We start from the raw sequence: 20,846 nt of genomic DNA, 5'->3' as shown, positions 1-20,846 counted from the left end.
GAAACCGTCCTGGTTAGGCAAGGATAAGGAACATAAGTTCTAGTGTTTCTTCAATGTAACAACTGTTACAGAAAAATTACATTTTTAGGGTAAAACTAATAAAATAGTGATTCGTCACGAAATATTAAAAAAGAGATGTTTTTAGATTAGATTTTCTGTGCTAGACTTAGGTGGTAAATTTTAAGAAAGGAGGCAGAAAGGTGAAGAAACGGTTTTTCTTTGTCGTATTAGCGTTTATTTTGACGGTTCCTTTGTTTAATTTTGGACAGAATGCCAGCGCAGCAGGCTTCGTGGATGTTCCATACCGGGCGTCAGAAGAAGTCAATTATCTGGCGGAAGGGGGAATTGCCAACGGGTCGTCTGCAACAACTTTTGATTCAGAAAAAACGGTCACACGGGCCGAAGCAGCTGCTTTTATCGGGCGGGCACTTCAGCTTAATGGCACGAAACGTGAAACAAAATTTGTTGATGTCGGTTCAGGCAATTTCGCGTCAGGTTACATTCAGTCAGCTGTAGAAAAAGGTATTCTGTCCGGTTATGATGGGGGACGGTTTTTACCATATAAACAAGTAACACGCGGTGAAATGGCGGTTATGCTTTCGAAAGCATTCGGTTATTCATTCGGCGGTACTTTATCCGGTGCGGCAAAAGCCTTGATGTCCCGTGGTATTGCAGATGGAATGGCAGACGGTTCGTTTGGTGCGTCTTATGAAATTAAACGGGTGGACTTTGCAGTATTTCTTGCCCGGGCCATCGCTCCAACTTTCCGTACTGTTCAAACAGATGAATTTAAAACAACGATGTGGACAAACACGGGCGATCTTAATGTTCGTTCAGGCCCATCAACAGCATACGCATCAGTCGGAAAACTGGCGAAAGATGCACGTGTAACAGCAGCTCATTCAGTCGGAAACTGGACGTACATCCGCTCCGGCACCATTGTTGGTTTTGTAAACTCTTATTATTTGCGCAGCACAGAAACAACAAGTGCTACGACAGCCGACCCGCGCCTGGCTGAACAAACGATTATCTTGGATCCGGGCCACGGCGGCAGTGATCCTGGTGCGATTGGATTTGGCCTGCATGAAGCAGACGTCGTGCTTAAAACAGGATTGAAAGTAAACACCCTGCTTAAAGACACACCATTCAATGTGAAAATGACGCGTTCGACAGATACATTTATTACACTGGCGAACCGTGCCGCATTTGCAAGCAAAAATAATGGCGATATTTTCGTCAGCATTCATGCCAATGCCGCTTCTCCAAGCGCATCTGGTACAGAAACATTTTACTCGGCTGCATCAAACAGCCAGAACGCAGCGGACAGCAAGCTGCTTGCGACAAAAATCCAAAGCCGCATGATCGCTGCGTGGAATTTAAACAACCGCGGCGTGAAAACAGCGAGCTACTATGTGTTGAAAAATAACACAGTACCGGCTGCATTGCTTGAGCTTGGTTTTATTACAAACAAAACTGACAACGACAAACTGAAGTCAGATTACTGGCTGAACGTGATGTCTAAAGCAATTTATAACGGTATTTTGGACTATTACAAAGCAAAAGGTTACAATGTAACGTCGCTTTATAAGTAATAAAATAGGCCAATATATAAATAGAATATTCGATACACGCCGTGTACAATAAAGAGGGGATCCCAAACAGGGCCTCTCTTTTTATTTTAGTTTTGAAGAAAGAGGTGAACAATATGAAGGCTATAAAACTACCTGCTCTGGTTTTTGCAGCTTTATTTTTATTTTTTCACACACCATCCGCGCCTAAAGCGGCGGTCCAGGACGGCAGGCAGGCCGTTATTATGTTTAAAAGCCAGGTAGACAAAGAGCTTTTGGAACAATTCTCCGAATCGGTTGACTACATATTTCAAGAAATTCCAGCCGCATCAATTAAAATAAGCGAGGCGCAAAGAAAAGCACTCCAAATGTCACCGGAAGTTGAATCGGTTTCTTATGATATGCCAGTTCAGTCATCTGCACAAACGATTTCGTACGGTTACGAAAAAGTAGGCGTAAAGAATATGGTACCTTCTACACTGAAAGGAGCCGGTGTGAAAATTGGTGTACTGGATTCAGGCATTGACACACGGCATCCAGATTTGCAGAAAAGAGTGGTCGGCGGTACATGTACAATGACCATTGTTGATCCCGCCGGATGCCCGGACTCTTATAATGACAATGCCGGGCATGGCACACATGTAGCGGGTATTATTGCGGCCAATAACAACACATTCGGCACAATCGGGGTGGCCCCTGCGGCGAGCCTATATGCCATTAAAGTGCTCGATGAACGCGGCGAAGGGTCCACAAGCACATTGATCGCCGGAGTAGAATGGGCGATTAAGCAGAAGCTGAATATTTTAAATATCAGTATCACGTCGCCTATTTATGAACCGGCGATGGAAGAAGTGATGCAAAAAGCATATAATGCCGGCATTTTAATTGTAGGGGCAGCCGGAAATATCGGGCCGCCTGTTTCAGGAAATGATTCATCGGTTGAATATCCAGCAAAGTTTGACAGTGTTATTGCGGTATCATCGATTGATGAGTATGACAAAATAGACAGCCAGTCTTCGCTTGGTAAAGAAGTTGAACTAACTGCACCGGGCGTGAAGATTTACAGCACGTATCCGGATTCCGATTACACAACATCAAGCGGTACCTCTATGGCGGCTCCGTACGTATCCGGCATGGCCGCTTTATACAAAGAAAAGTATCCTGAAATGACAAACAAACAGCTTCGTGCCCTGCTGCAGAAAAACGCGAAGGACTTAGGAGCAGCAGGCCGTGACCGTTATTTCGGCTTCGGTCTAGTACAGGCGGATAAAAATCTAATCAATCATGGTATTGAACTTTCTTATACAACGGACGGTAAAGGAAAATTAACTGTTGATACAAGCGACCTTGTCGCCCGTTTCGGTACGTACAATGTATATCGCGGTGATCAGCTAGTCGGTAAAAACAAAACGGCAGCAGAGTGGACAGACTACGCTTCAGCAGGCACAGTCAGCTACTATTTCCATCCGGTTGTAAACGGAGTGGAAGATGAAACATCGTTTATAACATTAAAGGCAACGATTGCGTCTCCGAAAATTCAAGATTTGCTTTCTTCTAAATGGTATGACCGTTACGTAACGTACTTGAACCACGAAGGAATTATGACAGGCTTTACGGACGGCACTATTAAACCGGAATCCAATATTACACGCGGGGAAGCAGCAATTTTAATTGGGAAATCACTTGGTTTAAACGGCACCCAGCGTGCAACATCGTTTAAAGATGTAACAGCAAATGTGAGCTCATCCGGCTATATTCAAAGCTTAGCAGACGCGGGTATTACAACGGGCTTTGGAGATGGATCTTTCCGTCCAGGCCAGCTGGTCACACGGGCTGAAATGGCCATCTTGATTTCAAAAGCCTATCAGATCAACCCGGCTTCGACGAGTGCGTTAAAAGATATTACGGCAAGCATTACCGGCTATCAATATATTAACGGGGTAGCGGCAGCAGGTATTGCCGGCGGTTATGAAGATGGTACATTCCGTCCGCATACCCATATGAACCGTGCGCAGTTTGCGACATTTTTAGCACGTGCCATCAACAGTGAATTGCGATAAACGAAACAGCATCTATCATTTAACGATGGATGCTGTTTTTTATTTTTGAATTTTCAGATTCATTTCAGAATCATTTCAATGTTACATCATAATAAAAAGAACAAAATAAATACAGGATAAATTTCGATTTTTGTCCTATTTTGTGGTTAAAAACCTATAAAAACCCCATGCTAGCAACGTTATGAAATGATATTTGAATGTAATAGAAACGTAACCTATTTTTGGGTTTAAATTTGCTACAATAGCTTCAGTGAGAAAAACACGAGAGAGAAATGATAGAAAGAGAAAAACTGGAGGTTTGAAGTGAACAGGTGTAAAAAAGCAATAACGGCTTTACTTGCCGCGGTCATGCTTTTGACTCTTTCACCGCTGACATCGTTTAAAACGGAAGCGGCGTCTGTTGGAGAATCGATCGTGGCTTATGGTAAAAAGTTTATGGGTGTCCCTTACGTCTTTGGAGGAACAACACCAAGTGGATTTGATTGTTCCGGCTTTACTCAATATATTTATCGCAACGCAGCAAACATTTCACTGCCGAGAACGGCAGAACAGCAATACAACATTGGCACAGCAGTTTCAAAAAGCGAGTTGAAACCTGGGGATCTGGTTTTCTTCGCTAACACATATAAAGCAGGAATTTCACACGTAGGTGTGTATGCCGGCGGCAATATGGTATTGAATGCAACATCAAGCCAGGGAATTGCGCTTGTTTCTCTGAGCAACACATACTGGGGACCAAAATACGCGGGTGCAAAACGCGTCGTGAAAGAACCAGTTGTTCCATCTTGGTTTACAGATGTACCAACAACAGATGCAACATACACAGCGATCAAAACGCTGACAGATAAAGAAGTTATCAACGGATTTGAAGATTACACATTCCGCCCAGACGCAAAAGTAACACGCGGACAGGCAGCGGCGATCATGAACCGCGTACTTGGCTTGAAGCCAGAGGTCATGAGCCACTTTACAGATGTACCAAAAACCTATCGTTTCGCTTATGATATTGCCGCAATTCGTGAAGCAGGCATCATCACTGGATTTGACGATAAAACGTTCCGTCCGGAAGCGGAAATGACACGTAACGAAATGGCCGCTATTATCCAGCGCGCATTCGACTTGCAAATGTCACAAACGGCAGCTGCAAGCGTTAGATATTCGGATATTCGTGCCGATCACTGGGCGTACGAAGGCATTGTAACAATGGCTTCCATCGATAAAACAGGCCTTTTCCAAGGCGATAAGTTCTACGGAACACACCTTGCAACACGCGAAGCGTTTACGGTTGCAATCTATAATGCAACGAACGCTCAATAAGAAAGCAAATCAACAGCCCCGGACCCTTACGCCGGGGCTGTTTTTCTATATAATAGAAAGATAGGCAATAAAAGGCCACCAACTATTGAAGGGAGTTTCAATCTAGGATGAAAAAAGCAGTTTCAATTGTGATGGCACTTGTATTACTATTCCCACTTTTGCCATTCCTAAACAATGGGGTGCAGGCTGCGGATGATGTAACCGGCATTACCCTTGAAAAAGAAATCCGCGCGGTCATTGCCGCTGGCGTGATGAGCGGATATGAAGATGGTACATACAAGCCTGCAAACAGCGTAACACGTGAGGAGTTTGCCACATTTTTAGCCCGTGCCCTCGAATTGCCGGCTGGACCGGCTATGTTTAATGACGTTGCGCCATCTGCAAAGCTGGCTCCTTACATTTATGCTGCAGCAGCGGCTGGCATTGTCAATGGCGGGTCGAACGGCAACTTCTCTCCGAAGATGACGATTACCCGTAAAGACATGGCGCTGATGATCAGCAATGCCCTCGATTATTTGAAAAAAGAAGCGGTATATGTGCAGCCTGATTTCACCGACATCGATAATTTAAGCTCTGCACATCGGATTGCGATTGGGAAAAGCGTCAACCTCGGCATTATTTCCGGTTATGGAGACGGCCGCTTTGGCCCGGATGATAATGCACGCCGTGACCAGGCCGCTGCGTTTATTTACCGCCTGCTTGACGGGGATCTGCCGGAGCCGCCCGCAAAAGACTATCAAACAGCGAATATTGACAGCAGCGGAACGATTACACGTGCTCCGATGCAATACGAATCGTTTGATCTCGCTAAACAGGCGATGACCAAAAGCGGTTCTGAGCTTGTCCTAAAGGACGGGAAAATTATTTACATGAAGAACTATGCGGGTCTTGTTTTCGCCAAGCCTGCAAGCAATGCGACAACGGTTTCCCTGTATACGGATCCAGCACTCACAAACCCTAAAACATATGTAACCGCCTCGGCGATCGGAAGCAGCGGGATTTCCACTGAGCTGCAATATATTACGTCAACTGATTCCTATGTAAAAGTGTATCTTGGCGGAGAATATTATTATATGAAACAAGCAGATGCCCGCCTTGTGCCATATGAAGGTGCGAAGGGAAGAGGCTATTACGCTGTTTCCGGCGGTATGCTTGTTCATAATATTTATAATATCGATACAAACAATACCGTTTCCTATACGGCCGGGCCGGCGCCTTCTTTTATGCAGGCAGGCTCAAAATATTACAGCTGGGACGGCATTTCGTTTTATAATGCTAACGGAAAGTCGGTCGGACGCGCTTATCAATACTTCCAGTTCTTATCCGGCCGCTCTACAACGAGCTACACGGCCGCACAGCTGGACAGCTATATTAAAAAAGCGCTCGCGGAGCGTCAGGCTACCGGTCTTGCAAAGTACCAGAATGCCACAACGAAAAGCAAGCTGATTGGCCTTGGCACGATCGCCAAAAAGATAGAAAGCCAGTACCATGTAAATGCGCTTTTAATTGTCAGCATGGCGATTCATGAAAGTGACTACGGAATGAGCGACAAAGCACAGCGTTTAAACAATCTTTTCGGTATTGCCGTGTATGACTCTGATCCAAGCGGAGGAAAAGCGTTCCAGACGGTGGAAGAAGGCGTTGTCCATCTTGTTGACGCCTACTTTAAAGGTACAGCCGGTGACTGGCGCGGCGGCTACTTTACGCCAAATGACTGGCGTGCATACGGCGCAGCACCAGGTAACAAATCAAATGGTATAAACGTCAAGTATGCGTCCGATCCATACTGGGGGGCGAAGCTGGCAGGACATATGTACAGCGTTGACAAGGAAATGGGCGGCAAAGACTTCGGCCGTTACACTCTCGCTTTTACAAACAAAGCGGGCGTTCCTGTACGCATCAGTGCGGGCGGAAGTGCGGTGTACACTTATAATTTAACGAGAATGCCTGTTACGATTACCCAGACAGGCGACTGGATGCAGGTAATCTCTGATGTTCCAACTCGTACATTCGGATATCTTCAGCGAAGCGAAGTGAATATACTGCCGATTGCAAAATGAAAAAAAGCCCGCTCAGGCCATTGCCTGAAGCGGGCTTTCCTTATCAATCCGTTATTGAGAAGGGGGCATCCAGTAGGATTCAATTCCAGTAAAGGAATCCGTCAAGTGATGGGCCACCTCTTTGTCTGCGTCTCCATGGGCTAAAAATCCGTATAAGAAAGTGATCATTTTCATCTAGAAAACTCCTTTCGAAATAAGATGTATGAAGAATGTATCTTAAATATAAAGCATGAATAAGGAACAATCTCGCTTTATGTCAGTTTATCTTACACTGTTTCTTTCTGGGACGTTTTGGAAGATTGTCGCACAAAGCAAGGAAATGGGGTAAAATAAACGGGGAAATTTAATAGAAAACTGGGGTGTACGACGACTATGTCTTTGAAAAAAACAGCGCTGTGGCTTGCCCTTTTTGCGCTTATTGTCAAGCTGTCCGGATTTGTGCGTGAAAGTATTATGGCGTACAAATTCGGTGTCAGCAGCCAAACCGATGGATACTTGCTTGCATTCTCTTTTATTACACTGGCAATTGCCATGATTGCCGGAGGGTTTAATAACGTGTTCCTGCCGATGTATGTGAAAAACAGGCAGGCCAATCCAGAACGCACGGACCGGACGGCGAGTGCTATTATGAATGTCACGTTTCTTCTATTTATACTGATCTCTATTCTGGGCTACCTGTTCGCGCCCTGGTTCGTGCCGCTTATTTACGGAAACATGACCGAAGCAACGGCGGAAACAGCCATTTCGATCACGCGGTTTTTCTTTGTATTTATGTCTTTTATCGCGTTAACGAGTATCTTAGACTCCTATTTACAGGGACGCCGTATTTTTGTTCCCTCACAGGTGGCAAAGCTGCTGCAGACCGTCTTTGGGGTTTCATTCGCACTGCTTTTTGCCGATCAGTGGGGTATTGCCAGTCTTGCATACGGCTTTATGGCCGGAACCATTTTGGGTATTTTCGTTCAATTTTATTATTTGTTTCGAACCGATTATCGGTGGAAGCCGGTACTGTCCGGAGACAAAGAATTTCAGCAGTCCTTTCTTGTGCTGCTGGCACCGGCTATTCTCAGCTCGGTTGTTGGACAGATTAACGTATTTGTGAATAAAAGCTTTGCTTCCGGCATTGGGGAAGGGCCGGTTACGTATTTAAACAATGCCCAGCTTCTTTCCTCGATTCCGCATACGATTTATGCCACAACGATTGCGGTGATTATCTTTACGCTGCTGGCTGAACAGATCGATGACCGTCCGCGGTTTCAAAACACATTTTTCAGCGGCATGCAAATTTCACTGCTCACGCTGGCGCCGATTGCGGCTGGTCTTTGGGTTGTAGGGGAGCAGGTTTTGTCTTTTATTTTTGAACGGGGGAAATTCACCTCAGCAGATACACATCGTACATACGTGGCGCTTGTGTATTATTTGCCGACGATTGTGACGCAGGGGATGCAGTATATTGTCGCCAAAGCGTTGTATGCACAGGGGAAAACAAAAACTGTTTTCCGTATCAGTGTATTTACGATCGCGATTAACGCCCTGCTGAACTGGCTGTTTATCGGACCGTTCGGTTACCCGGGTCTGGCACTGACCACCTCTATTGTGTCTCTTTATTACTTAACAACCTGTACTGTATTTGTATACAAAGACTTTGACAAGTCAGAGCCTGCCCGCCTGATCGGGCTGTTAATTCGGACAGCCCTTGTAACAGCGTTTATGGCGGTACCGCTTTATTTCGTTCGCCCGTTTATGGATGATTTGTACTCTCTCTGGCAGCTGGTGATTCTTGTCCCAATTGGTGCTGTCCTTTATGTGGCCGGGCTGTTCCTTTTTTATAAGGAAGGATTCCGCAAGCTGCTTAGCCTGGTGAAACGAAACAAAGGAGCGCTGTCGTGAGAAAGGCGCTGCTTCTTTTGCTGGCTGTGATCATTATGGCTGGCTGTACAGAAACGAAGGAAGAAGAGCCGGCAGACAGGGCGGAAATCCCGCTCGGCAGCCGGATGCTCGTATTGGAAGCGGAAGGGCTTCAGCTAGAGCAGGAATTTCAGCCAGAGGGACTTGACTCGCTTTACAAAGACACGGTTTATAAATTGGACGCTCAGTCCGCGAATATTACCGTCCGGGTGCGCAAGCTGAATAACGGCGACCGTTTTGTAATGACACGGCTAAGCGGGAAAGGGACGATAAAAGCAACAATCTCGATTCCGGGTGCGGACGATTATTATATGATAGACTGGACGAAGGACATGCCGGTGCGTGAGCATAATAAAGTGACTGGTGTCGATCCGACCAAGCCGCCTGTAGGGCTCCTCCGCTACACGAAGAATCACGAGTTTATGAACGAGCTTGTGATGAGCCATTCGTTCACATCCAAAGAACTGACAGAATTGTACGGGAGCGGACGGGAAAGCCGGCTGCACGAGCTGCTTGCCGAAAAAAACACCGTCACTCATTCCAAAAAAGGGGTTCAGTTTGAATTAACGTCGGAACGGGACCAAATGGCTGACCAATGGTTTTTGCTGGCCGAACATCCGCTTTTTGACGAAAGCAGCCATTTAAATGACTGGATTACGTTTCAAAAAGAACACTATAAAGAAGTAAACAACTGGTTTGCGGTAGACGGGCCGGTGAAAAAGCTGCCTTGGTCTGTTGAACCTTTTACAAAAGACGGCTACGGCCTTTATTTAGGCACAATGATAGAAAAAGAGGCGATTGACCGTTTTTTTAGAGACCAGGAACGTTATTTTTATGATTTAACGGTGCAGTCTGCGGCGAATCTATGGACGTACCGGACAACACGTAATGACGTCATCTGGAAAACCGAATTTACAAGCACGTGGCTGAAGCAGAAGTATAATATTACCGCGCCCTATGTCGATACCCGCCATAATGAGCTGATCGCCCTTTATCTGCACCGGATCGGCAAGGAACTTGGGGTGCCTGAGCTCGAAGCTGCACTCACGGATTATAGCGATTATTTGCTCAAATTAATCAGTATTGATAACATAGTGCCTGCGGAGAAGGGCTACTACCCGGCTGATTACTACTCGCCGCAGCAGGGTAAACAGTTTATCCATGCTTCGCTCAACCACTCACTCGGCGAAGCCAATATGTTTATCAAAGCGTACAAAGAAACGAAAGAAAAAAAATATTTATTGGCAGCCCGCAATATTCGCCAGGCAGTCGAGTCAACCGGCGAGAAATGGATTCGCCCGAATGGCGACCTTTGGTATCAGATTAACAGAGACGGCACATTCGACGGCGGCGACTATGAATTGCTGACGCTTTACGACCTGCGCCGCCACGAGAAAAATTGGAAAGAGCTGGGCGGAAAACCGAGTCCTATTTTGCAGAAATTGATTGAAAGTAAAGAACAGTATTTAAATTCAAAATAACTTTCGCTATAATGCTTAATTAAGGGGAAAAAAGAAAGGATGGATTTCTTTATGACAAAACAGCAAATTGGCGTGATCGGTCTTGCCGTAATGGGTAAAAACCTGGCGCTTAATATCGAAAGCAGAGGCTACTCAGTAGCAGTATTTAACCGTTCTGCAGATAAAACGACCGCTTTCCTTCAGGAAGAAGCACAAGGCAAAAACTTCAAAGGCGCATACAGTGTAGAAGAATTTGTCAACTCACTTGAAAAACCGCGCAAAATTTTGCTTATGGTAAAAGCAGGTGCAGCAACAGATGCAACGATTGATTCTTTGAAGCCATACCTAGACAAAGGCGATATCATCATCGACGGCGGAAACACGTTCTTCCAGGACACTGTACGCCGCAACAAAGAGCTTGCCGGCCTTGGCTTTAATTTTGTCGGCACAGGCGTATCCGGCGGTGAAGAAGGAGCGCTAAAAGGGCCTTCTATCATGCCAGGCGGACAGCGTGAAGCATTTGAACTTGTTCGCCCAATCTTTGAAGCGATCGCAGCAAAAGTAGACGGTGAAGCATGTACTACATACATCGGTCCAGACGGTGCCGGCCATTATGTAAAAATGGTGCACAACGGCATCGAGTACGGCGATATGCAGCTGATCTCAGAAGCATACTTTATCTTGAAGCATGTGATCGGCCTGTCAACAGAAGAACTGGCTGACACGTTTGCTGAGTGGAACAAAGGCGAGCTTGACAGCTACCTGATCGAAATCACAGCGGACATCTTCACGAAGAAAGATGACGAAACAGGCAAGGCGCTTGTAGACGTGATTTTAGACGCAGCCGGCCAAAAAGGAACAGGCAAATGGACGAGCCAAAACGCGCTTGACCTTGGCGTTCCGCTTCCAATCATCACAGAATCTGTTTTTGCACGCTTTATTTCTGCCCTTAAAGAAGAGCGCGTAGAAGCAAGCAAGCAACTAAGCGGCCCTTCACCGAAAGAAGTGGATTCAGATCAAAAGAAAGAATTGATCGAAGCAGTCCGCCAGGCGCTTTACATGAGCAAAATCTGCTCATACGCACAGGGCTTTGCCCAAATGAAAGCTGCATCAGAAGAGTACGAATGGAACCTTCGCTACGGCGACATCGCCATGATTTTCCGCGGCGGCTGCATCATCCGTGCGCAGTTCCTTCAAAAAATCAAAGAAGCATTCGACCGCAACGCAGAGCTTCCAAACCTGCTGCTCGACGAATACTTCAAAGATATCGTTCAAAATTACCAAACGTCGCTTCGTAAAGTGGTATCTCTTGCGATCGAAGCCGGTATCCCGGTTCCATCTTTCGCAAGCGCTGTAGCCTACTACGACAGCTACCGCACAGAAACACTGCCTGCGAACTTAATCCAGGCGCAGCGTGACTACTTCGGTGCGCATACGTACAAGCGTATTGACAAAGAAGGTACATTCCACACTGAGTGGATGAAATAAGAACTAACTGTACAGCCAGGGACGAGTCCCTGGCTGTTTTTTTGTGGGGCGGTTCGGCTTGGCCGGAAAATAAACATTTGGGCCGGAAAAATACCTGCTAGGGCCGGAAAAGAAGGATTCCGGCCCTGGCAGACCAAAATCCGGCCCAGACACAAAAAAAGCTCCCCTATTAAAGGGAAGCTTTATAAATCGACTCATATTTCTCGGCAGCTGCCGTATGTGAGTACTCATCTTCAATTTTTTTCCGGGCAGCCGCCGCGTACTGGGCGCCTTTTTCCGGATGATCCAGCAATTCGATCATGGCATCGGATAGTTCTTCAACGTTTTTCTCTTCAACGAGAAGTCCATCGACACCGTGGTTCACGATTTCTTTTAATCCGCCGACCGCGCAGGCGATCAACGGTGAGCCGGAGCCCATCGCTTCAAGAGCCGATATCGAAGTGGCTTCTTCTACACCGGCCGAGAATACGCTCGGTACAAGCACCACATCAGCCAATGCGTAATATTCTTTAATGACACTGTGATCGACGGCACCGAGTAAGTGCACGTTTTTCTCAATGCCGCGCTCTGCGATCAGGCGCTTCATTTCATCCATCGCTTCACCGGTTCCGGCAAAAATAAGCTGAGCGTTCGGGTATTTCTCCAGTACCGGCGGGAACGAAAGAATCGGATAAATAACACCGTTTTTCTTTGTTAAGCGGCGCGGTACGAAGAAAACAGGCGCTGTTGCATCCACGCCGTGTTTCTGGCGGTAAGCCGCTTTGTTCTCGGAATCCGGCTTAAAGTCATCGACATTAATGAAGTTGCGGATCGCCGTTCCATCAATGCCGGCTTCTTTTTTCACGTAATTTTTAATGCGGGTGTCTACGGTAATGACTGCGCGTGTTTTCCGATAGCCTTCGCGCTCGACTTCCATCAGCTTGTCCGCATGCTTTGAGCCTTCCGCAACCGAACCTTTGGAAATCCCTTCATACGTTAAGTAGCCATGAACGGTTGTAACGGTCGGCAAGCCTGCATTAATAGAAGCGCGCGTCGCGAATACATCCTGCGCGTTGACAATATCATACTTCGGGCAGTCCGGGCGCTTTAGCATTTCTTCTAAAAAAGCCTGGCGGCGCTCTAGCGTCCACACGTAGCCGGCGCCAAGAGATGCTTTGTTTAAAAGAAATGACGGGCCGCGTGCGATAAAGTCACGTTTCCATTTAGGCACATCGCTGAAAGACAGCGTATCAACCTCATGGCCGCGTGCTTCAAGGCCAATTTTCAATGTCGCCATATGCGTCGACAATCCGCCAAGATGCGGGTAATCATACGAAGTAGCAAGTAAAATTTTCACGTTTATGATCTCCTTTTAGATCCGAACTTTTCTTTTAACAAGTCTAAATTCCGTAACGCTTCACGGCGAAGCTCGACTACGTTTGGCGCGATCACCGCCTGTGCCTCTTTCTTATGGTCAAGCAGGTACAGCGCGTTTTCGAGCATTTTTTCCTGGTCGATTTCGCCAAGGCGGAATGAGTAATCCCACATGCCGGAGCGCTTCAGGAAGCTTTCCACTTTTTTATCGTAGCTGAGGCCAAGATGCGGCACGTTTGACAGCGCAGCGAAAATAAGCGCGTGCAAACGCAGGCCGAACGTTAAATCCGAACGGCGAATAAAGTTTAAAAATTCCTCCGGTGAAAAATGAGAACCAAGCATCATCGTTTTGTCTGCATGCTTCATTTTAGACATCACATCTTCAGAAGCCGGCACATCGTATTTTCCTTCCATCGGCACGAATACCGGTGTAACGCCGCGGCGTTCAATCAGCTCATCAAGCACATAAGCCATTTTTTCAATATAGTCCGGATGGTCAAACCAAGGACGCACCGTTACGGCTACAATTTTCTCATCGCCTTTTAGCGGAAGAGTGTTGTACGCAATATCTTCTTCCTTCGATTGAAACGCAAATACGATATCAGCCGTCACAACAGATTCCGGGCGGTTAACGCCTAATGAATGAAGATAATCTTTTGAATACTGGTCGCGCACCGTTACAAAGTCCGCCATGTTTGCGAATACCTTCATTAAAATTTTGCCCCATGTTGAGGTAACCGGCCCAATACCCTGGGAGAAAAACATGACTTTTGCCCCGCAGAGTTTAGCCAAAAAGACAATAAGCAAATAATAAGGAAGCGGGCCGAATAAAAACTTCGTCGGATACGAATCCTGAAGCAGACCGCCGCCGCCGGAAATGAGCAGGTCGGCTTTACGGAGCGCTTTGACTTTTTCTTTGTTGTCATGACGCCAGCCGCGGTAAAAAGACTTTACGTTATGCTCTTTCGCTGTTTTGTCAGGTGACAGAGAAAACACCGTAATATCGGGATTGTCGAGCTCTGTACGAAGATTATCGACAATCGACTTTAAAATCGCTTCATCGCCTGTGTTGCCAAGGCCATAGAAGCCGGAAATCACAATTTTCAAAGGTTCTTCCTCCTCGAGAATATATCTTGTAAAATTCTATCACTTGTAACGTGTAGAGTAAAATGTTTCTTGAAGCGGCGCGGGCTGAATCGAAAATCGACCGAAAAGTCCTAATTCCCTGCCAGAAAAAGAAGGGATGCCCTTTATTCGACAAAAAACCGGTTCATTCAACGGGATGCACCCTTTCCGAAAATCTGCTATACTAAGAAAATTGAAAGCAAACGGAATAGAGGCTGGTAAGAGAATGAAGGAAACATATCTTGGCGTGGATGTCTCGCCTTTAACATATGACCAAATTATCGCATCCCTCCGCGAGCGTATGGAGAAGCAGCAGCAGTCGACGATTATCGCGGTCAATCCGGAAAAAGTGATTGCCGCAAATCAAAACGATCAGGTAAAGCAGCTGATCAATTCGTCCACGTATCAAATCGCGGACGGCGTCGGCATTCTTCTTGCGTCTAAATTAAAGGGAGGACGCATCTCATCGCGTGTAACCGGTGTGGACATGATGGCCCGCCTGCTTCGCTTTGCCGCAGAAGAAGGGCATCCGGTTTATTTTTATGGAGCGAAGGAAGAAGTCGTCACAAAAGCGATCGAAAATATAAAGAAAACAAACCCGGGAATTGTCGTTGCGGGATACACGAACGGCTACGAAAAAGATGAAGAAGCACTGGTGCGCCGCATTCACGAAAGCGATGCGCGCCTGCTGTTTGTGGCTCTTGGCAGCCCGAAGCAGGAGTTGTGGATTCAGCGCAATATGCCGAACCTGCCGAATGTTCTTGTGTTTCAAGGCGTCGGCGGAAGCTTTGACGTGTTCTCGGGAATGGTCAAGCGCGCACCTGCCGCATTCCGCAGAGTCGGGCTTGAATGGCTGTACCGTCTCGGATCTGATCCGAAACGAATCAAACGCCAAATGAATTTACCGCGCTTTTTAGTGCGCGTGTTAATAACTAAAGGGAGATAAGTCATGAAAAAATCAATCTGTGTTGTCGGCCTGGGCTACATTGGGCTTCCGACAGCGGTTATGTTTGCGAACCACGGCCATACGGTTTATGGCGTAGATGTAAATGAAAAAGCAGTCAATATGATTAACGAAAAGCAATTGCATATTGAAGAAAACGGCTTGCAGGAGCGCCTGGAAAAAGCGATCGATGCAGGTTTGTTCTCGGCTTCTACAAAGCCGCGCAAAGCAGACGTCTTTATCATTGCCGTACCATCTCCGATTATGCCGGACAAAACGGCGAACCTGGAATATGTGCGTGAAGCGACCGCTTCTGTTGTGCCATACCTTGAAAAAGGCAACCTGGTGATTTTAGAATCAACGGTTCCGCCTCGTACAGTGCAGGATGTGATGATACCGGAGCTTGTGAAGTCAGGCCTTGAGATCGGCACAGAATTGTTTGTTTCTCACTCACCGGAACGCGTTATCCCTGGCCGCGTGTTTGAAGAGCTTGTGTCAAATGACCGGATCATCGGCGGCTACACGCCGGAATCGGCTCACCAGACAAAAGAGCTGTACAAATCGTTCGTAAAAGGGCAGATGCACGAAACCGATGCCACAACGGCAGAGCTTGTGAAAGTCATGGAAAACACATACCGTGACATTAACATTGCGTTTGCAAATGAGCTGGCAAAACTGGCAGAGACTCTCGGCGTTAACATTTGGGAAGCGATTAAGCTTGCCAACTACCACCCGCGTGTAAACGTGCATGAACCAGGTCCCGGTGTTGGCGGCCACTGCATCGCGGTTGATCCGTGGTTCTTAGTCGAGCTTGCACCGGAAACCGCACAAATGATTCACCTTGCACGTAAGACAAATGACGGCATGCCGGGCTACACAGCTCAAATGACGGCGAGCATTTTAGACGCAAAAGGTATCAAAGACCCGAAAGTAGCGGTATTTGGCCTTGCCTTCAAAGGCAACATTGACGATATGCGCGAAAGCCCGTCAATGGATGTGATTGAAGCAATGCGCGAACGCGGCATCGAGCTGAGCGCATATGATCCGCATATTAAAGAAAACAATATTCCGGAGCAGGTGCAGTCGCAGGAAGAAGCGCTGCAGGATGCATCGGCGATCCTAATCCTGACCAACCATAATAAATTTAAAGAGATTTACCCGACAACACTTTCGAATATGAAAAACAAAATCGTCATCGACACGAAAAACTGCATTGACCGCGCGACGTGGGAATCGGCTGGCTTTGACGTGTACGTGCTCGGCGATTCGAAAAACTAAAGGGAGAGTTCGTCATGAAAAAAGTACGCAAAGCCATTATTCCGGCAGCGGGGCTCGGCACCCGCTTCCTGCCGGCAACCAAAGCGATGCCGAAAGAAATGCTGCCGATTGTCGACAAGCCGACCATTCAATATATCGTCGATGAAGCAATCGCATCCGGCATTGAAGATATTATTATCGTAACCGGCAAAGACAAGCGTGCCATCGAGGATCATTTCGACTCCGCGCCGCTTCTTGAGCACAAGCTGGAAGAAAAGCAAAAGTTCGAGCTGCTGCAGGAAGTAAAGGACTCCGGCAAGGTCGATATTCACTACATCCGCCAAAAAGCGCCGCTTGGCCTTGGCCATGCCGTCTGGACGGCACGCAAATTTATCGGTGACGAGCCGTTTGCCGTGCTGTTAGGGGATGATATCGTCCAGGCGGACAAACCGTGCCTCGGGCAGATGATCGAGCAGTACGAAGAAACCGGCTCATCTGTGATCGGCGTGATGGAAGTACCGCCGTCTGAGACGCACCGCTACGGCATTATCGACCCGTCTGAACAGGCCGGCCGCCGCTACAAAGTAAACAAGTTTGTAGAAAAGCCGAAGCAGGGCACAGCACCGTCTAATATGGCAATTATCGGCCGCTACGTGTTTACCCCGGAAATTTTCAATTACTTGAGCGAGCTTGAAATCGGTGCAGGCGGAGAAATTCAGCTGACGGACGCAATCGAAAAGCTGAATACGATCCAGTCTGTATACGGCTATGAAATTGACGGAAACCGCTATGATGTCGGTGAAAAGCAGGGCTTTGTGGAAACGACGATTGAATTCGCCCTCCAGCGTCCGGACCTTCGGGAAGGACTGCTTGATTATATGGAACAAAAACTGCGGGAGTACCGGAAATGAAGTGTATTTTGCTGGCCGCGAACATGTACCCGAATGCCCAGTTTCCAAGCTACGGCGTGTTCGTGCAAAACACTGAGCGCATCCTGAAAAATGGCGGCTTTGAAGTTGACCGGGTTGTGCTTGAAAAAAAGACATCAAAAGCGGCAAAAGCCATTGGCTACGCATCGTACTATGCGAACCTCGTACGTCAGGGCATGTCCGGCCGCTATGATGCTATCTATGTTCACTATGCGTCGCACAACGCGCTGCCGCTGCTGCTTTTAAAGCGGTTAAAGCCGTCGGTCCGCATTGTGACGAATGTGCACGGAAGCGACGTGGTGCCGGAAGTGCCGTCCCAGGAAAAATACCAGCCGTATGTGAAGCAGCTGCTTGAGCAGTCTGTGCTCATTATTACGCCGTCTCACTATTACGAGTCACTTGTAAAAGAAAAGTATGGCGTGCAGACACCTGTGGCTGTTTTCCCGTCCGGCGGCGTCAACAAAGACGTATTTCATCCGAAGGAGCGGGCACAGGCGTTGGCCGAGCTTCAGTTAGATCCGTCTTATCGCTACATCGGCTATGTCGGCCGTTTGGACGTCGGCAAAGGCTGGGATCATTATTTGCATGCCATTAAACGGTATGTGGATGAAAAACCGGATCACGGAACGAAATTTATCGCAGTCGGCTCCGGTAAAGACGAAGCGGCTTTTAAAGAGCTTGTGGCCGAGCTTGGTATCGAGGATGTAGTCATTCACTACCCATTAATGAAGCAATCCGGCCTTGCCAATGTGTACAATGCCGTGGAAGCCTTTGTGTTTCCGACGACGCGTAAAGGCGAAAGCCTCGGCCTTGTCGGCCTGGAAGCAATGGCGTGTCGCACGCCGATTATCGCCAGCGCGATCGGCGGCATTTTAGATTACGTGAAACCAGGCGAAAACAGCTGGCTGTTCGAGCCCGGCAACCCGGAAGAGCTGAAAGAAGCCCTTCTTGCGTTTGATGACCTCCAGCAGGCGGAGCGCGACCGAGTCGCCGAAGCTGCGTATCAGACGGCGCTTGAATACGAAGAATCGGCTGTTCAGCCAAAGCTGATCTCTATTTTTAATCAATTATAAAAACCTTTATCCGGAGAGACCGGATAAAGGTTTTTTTGCGTGCAAAGAAAGTGTAACAATAAATAGTAGAGACAATATTTGTGAGGGGTTTAACGGAAACTTAAAAAATAGGAAAAAGGAATGAATGGTGATATTTATTAGATTTATGGAGATAAAAACCAAGAATTCAGTAAAACAACAGATAACATACCCCAACAAACAGGCGGTAATGGATTATTTTGTATAACCAAGGTTAATTTCTCTGTAACAAAAGGTAATATACTGCTAGGCAATTGTCATCTTTTCGTAGTGCTCTGGTTATTTCTTTGTAAACATCCCTACCTTTAAGAAAATGGAAGCATCAGCACGAATAATGTGTCTTCATCCGGGTTCAGCGATATGCCGGACCGGGCCGAACCGTTTGTGGCAGCCTTGAAAGAAGCAGGAATCATCCAGGGTAAATCTAACAATCAGTTCAGTTCCCAGCAGAACATTACCCGCGGAGAAGCGGCCCTGATGCTGGCCGAAGCCTATAAGATCGGCTCTTCCACGCAGGATAATGTGAAATTTACCGATGTGCCAGAGCGGTATTGGGAAGCGGTGAATGTCCTGCTCGCAAATGGCATTACAACCGGTAAAACCGCTACCACATTTGGAACCTCTGACGACATTGCACGGGGCGAGTTTGCTATTTTCCTTTGTAGAATCTCAGAATTCCAGGCGAACGATGATGGGACGGGCAGCGGCGTAGTAGATGACGATACTGGAGGAGATCCGGTTACGCTGACAGACTTGCAGGACTTGATCAACAGTACGGCAAATTATGTTGAAAACTACTATACAGAGGAAACATGGCAAAATCTCGAAGGGGCACTTCAAACAGCAAACGATGTTATGAATAACACAGACGCTGCACAAACAGAGATTGATCAGGCGGCAGAGGGTTTAACCAGCGCGATTGAAGGTCTGATTCTAGAAACCATTTCTTATACAACAGGCCCGGATGAAACAGCGAACGGTGTCATGCTCACCTTTACTGACTCTGTCGGTGAAGACGGCGCAATCGATCCAGTCGAAGGAACCATTGCAGATGCTGAAGTCACATTAAGCACAGACGGCACAACGCTGACGCTCCAAACAGAAGCAGGAGCTGAAGCGGATGAAGCAGCCGAGTTTGACTTGAATGTTGACGGTACCGAGGTAGAAGTAAATCTTACATGGGATGGAACTGGATGGGATGTTGAAACTGTTCCAGCTAATGTAATTGAAGAAATAACGGCTGGGGAAAGCGATATGGACGGAGTCATTAATTTGGAACTATTAAACGACGGCCTGGTGGATGGATCGATTTCTATTGATGAACTTCTGGAAAATCCGAAATTGCTGCGCTTAAACATCCTGGAGGGAAGCGGCCTTGCAGAAGAGGATGTCATTTCCATCCGTAACGGTGAATTTGATGTGCTGACAGTCACTCTTGGACAAGAAGATATTGACAGAGGCTTTATTGATCTCGGACTAGAAACAGGTATTATCCGCTCACTTGCTGGCGACGGACCAGTTGATTTAACGGCTATTATAGATCGCGGAGAAGGTGATACGGCCACAGGAACAATTGGCACAATCGAGCTTCCGGAACTGCCGCTGGTAGAACCAGTAGTAGACTTAGTGGGCAGCACAGTGGAAGACTTGCTATATATTTTATCCGGCGATCAGCCACTGCGTGTTAGTTTAGAAGCAAATGCCTTGCAGGAGGATATTGAGGCAGGAAGCACGTTAGAATTAACAATCAACGGAGCACAAGAAGAGACGATTACCCACGTTATTACACAAGCAGAAATTGACCAGGGCTTTATTAACTATACATTTGAAGACGAAGCGCTTATTAACCGTCTGTTGAGTGGTTTAACGGTGGGCAAGCAATATTACTATTACGCCAGAAATCACATCTGGAGACCGAGTATCAACAGGTGAGCCGGAAACGATTCAAGTAACAGAAGGATTGCTTACAGGTATTAGCAATCTGCTGAATGGCTTGCTTGGCGGCGGCTTGATCGGTGACGGGCAATTAATTAACGGCCTGCTTGATGGGGTTACAGGGGATGGGAATCTCGTATATGTAAATATTAACTTGTAACCACTATTGTGGAAAAAAGCTGTTTCCGTAAGGCTTTTGCCAGGCGAAACAGCTTTTTTCCTATGTTACAAAAATATAACTAAATAATAATAAAAACGAGCCGATAATAAGGAAGAACCATATGCAGAAGTCTAAGAGGGTTGCAACCTTGCTGTAATCTCTCAGCCCACACCCCGGCTGGTTTTGAAGGAG

At 47.0% G+C, this 20,846-nt stretch carries 16 protein-coding genes; 13 read left to right on the top strand and 3 right to left on the bottom strand.

The window, feature by feature from the left end:
• The first annotated feature begins 200 nt into the window (after nt 1-200).
• From RIN81_RS08370 to RIN81_RS08355, 4 genes are all read left to right on the top strand, one after another.
• Nucleotides 201-1,592, top strand: coding sequence for an N-acetylmuramoyl-L-alanine amidase (locus tag RIN81_RS08370; RefSeq protein WP_309089220.1), 1,392 nt, complete (start codon nt 201-203; stop codon nt 1,590-1,592).
• Nucleotides 1,593-1,705: 113 nt separating this feature from the next.
• Nucleotides 1,706-3,628, top strand: coding sequence for a S8 family serine peptidase (locus RIN81_RS08365; RefSeq protein ID WP_309089218.1), 1,923 nt, complete (start codon nt 1,706-1,708; stop codon nt 3,626-3,628).
• 303 nt (nt 3,629-3,931) lie between these two features.
• Nucleotides 3,932-4,945, top strand: coding sequence for a C40 family peptidase (locus tag RIN81_RS08360; protein ID WP_309089216.1), 1,014 nt, complete (start codon nt 3,932-3,934; stop codon nt 4,943-4,945).
• Nucleotides 4,946-5,052: 107 nt separating this feature from the next.
• A complete protein-coding gene (locus tag RIN81_RS08355; RefSeq protein WP_309089214.1) occupies nt 5,053-7,005 on the top strand; it encodes an S-layer homology domain-containing protein in 1,953 nt (650 codons plus the stop codon).
• A 51-nt stretch (nt 7,006-7,056) separates the two neighbouring features.
• On the opposite strand, the gene RIN81_RS08350 is transcribed toward RIN81_RS08355, so the two are convergent.
• Complete coding sequence (locus RIN81_RS08350) at nt 7,057-7,179, bottom strand: hypothetical protein (protein ID WP_255821829.1); 123 nt, start codon at nt 7,177-7,179, stop codon at nt 7,057-7,059.
• 198 nt (nt 7,180-7,377) lie between these two features.
• Here RIN81_RS08350 and murJ point away from each other — a divergent pair, with 198 nt between their 5' ends.
• From murJ to gndA, 3 genes are read left to right on the top strand one after another with little or no spacing between them, the layout of a single operon-like run.
• The gene (murJ, locus tag RIN81_RS08345; protein WP_309089212.1) at nt 7,378-8,895 is read left to right on the top strand and encodes a murein biosynthesis integral membrane protein MurJ; all 1,518 of its coding nucleotides are present in this window, start codon (nt 7,378-7,380) and stop codon (nt 8,893-8,895) included.
• A complete protein-coding gene (locus RIN81_RS08340; protein ID WP_309089210.1) occupies nt 8,892-10,394 on the top strand; it encodes a hypothetical protein in 1,503 nt (500 codons plus the stop codon). Before murJ ends, RIN81_RS08340 begins: the two co-directional genes overlap by 4 nt.
• A gap of 51 nt (nt 10,395-10,445) precedes the next feature.
• A complete protein-coding gene (gene gndA / locus RIN81_RS08335; protein ID WP_242232789.1) occupies nt 10,446-11,861 on the top strand; it encodes an NADP-dependent phosphogluconate dehydrogenase in 1,416 nt (471 codons plus the stop codon).
• Nucleotides 11,862-12,030: 169 nt separating this feature from the next.
• Here the strand turns inward: gndA and RIN81_RS08330 are convergent, their stop codons facing one another.
• Both RIN81_RS08330 and csaB read right to left on the bottom strand, forming a co-directional pair.
• Entirely contained in the window at nt 12,031-13,197 is a 1,167-nt protein-coding gene (locus RIN81_RS08330; RefSeq protein ID WP_251271651.1) for a glycosyltransferase family 4 protein, read from the bottom strand.
• 2 nt (nt 13,198-13,199) lie between these two features.
• Entirely contained in the window at nt 13,200-14,321 is a 1,122-nt protein-coding gene (csaB, locus tag RIN81_RS08325; protein ID WP_251271654.1) for a polysaccharide pyruvyl transferase CsaB, read from the bottom strand.
• A 244-nt stretch (nt 14,322-14,565) separates the two neighbouring features.
• Here csaB and RIN81_RS08320 point away from each other — a divergent pair, with 244 nt between their 5' ends.
• The 6 genes from RIN81_RS08320 (at nt 14,566) to RIN81_RS08295 (ending at nt 20,654) form a co-directional block, all read left to right on the top strand.
• On the top strand, nt 14,566-15,285 hold the full coding sequence (locus RIN81_RS08320) for a WecB/TagA/CpsF family glycosyltransferase (protein WP_309089207.1): 720 nt from the start codon (nt 14,566-14,568) through the stop codon (nt 15,283-15,285).
• 3 nt (nt 15,286-15,288) lie between these two features.
• Entirely contained in the window at nt 15,289-16,560 is a 1,272-nt protein-coding gene (locus RIN81_RS08315) for a nucleotide sugar dehydrogenase (RefSeq protein WP_251271658.1), read from the top strand.
• 14 nt (nt 16,561-16,574) lie between these two features.
• Nucleotides 16,575-17,450: a UTP--glucose-1-phosphate uridylyltransferase GalU gene (gene galU, locus RIN81_RS08310; protein WP_309089205.1), complete on the top strand. Its 876-nt coding sequence runs from the start codon at nt 16,575-16,577 to the stop codon at nt 17,448-17,450.
• On the top strand, nt 17,447-18,541 hold the full coding sequence (locus RIN81_RS08305) for a glycosyltransferase (RefSeq protein ID WP_309089203.1): 1,095 nt from the start codon (nt 17,447-17,449) through the stop codon (nt 18,539-18,541). Before galU ends, RIN81_RS08305 begins: the two co-directional genes overlap by 4 nt.
• 354 nt (nt 18,542-18,895) lie before the next feature.
• Nucleotides 18,896-20,491, top strand: coding sequence for an S-layer homology domain-containing protein (locus tag RIN81_RS08300; protein WP_309089201.1), 1,596 nt, complete (start codon nt 18,896-18,898; stop codon nt 20,489-20,491).
• Nucleotides 20,492-20,519: 28 nt separating this feature from the next.
• Nucleotides 20,520-20,654, top strand: coding sequence for a hypothetical protein (locus tag RIN81_RS08295; protein WP_309089199.1), 135 nt, complete (start codon nt 20,520-20,522; stop codon nt 20,652-20,654).
• The last annotated feature ends 192 nt before the right edge of the window (nt 20,655-20,846 follow it).

The sequence above is a fragment of the Domibacillus sp. genome (assembly GCF_031181085.1).
Taxonomy (GTDB): Bacteria; Bacillota; Bacilli; order Bacillales; family Domibacillaceae; genus Domibacillus.
The sequence above is the reverse complement of the archived record's forward strand: the minus strand, read 5'-3'. Positions and strand labels throughout refer to the sequence as shown.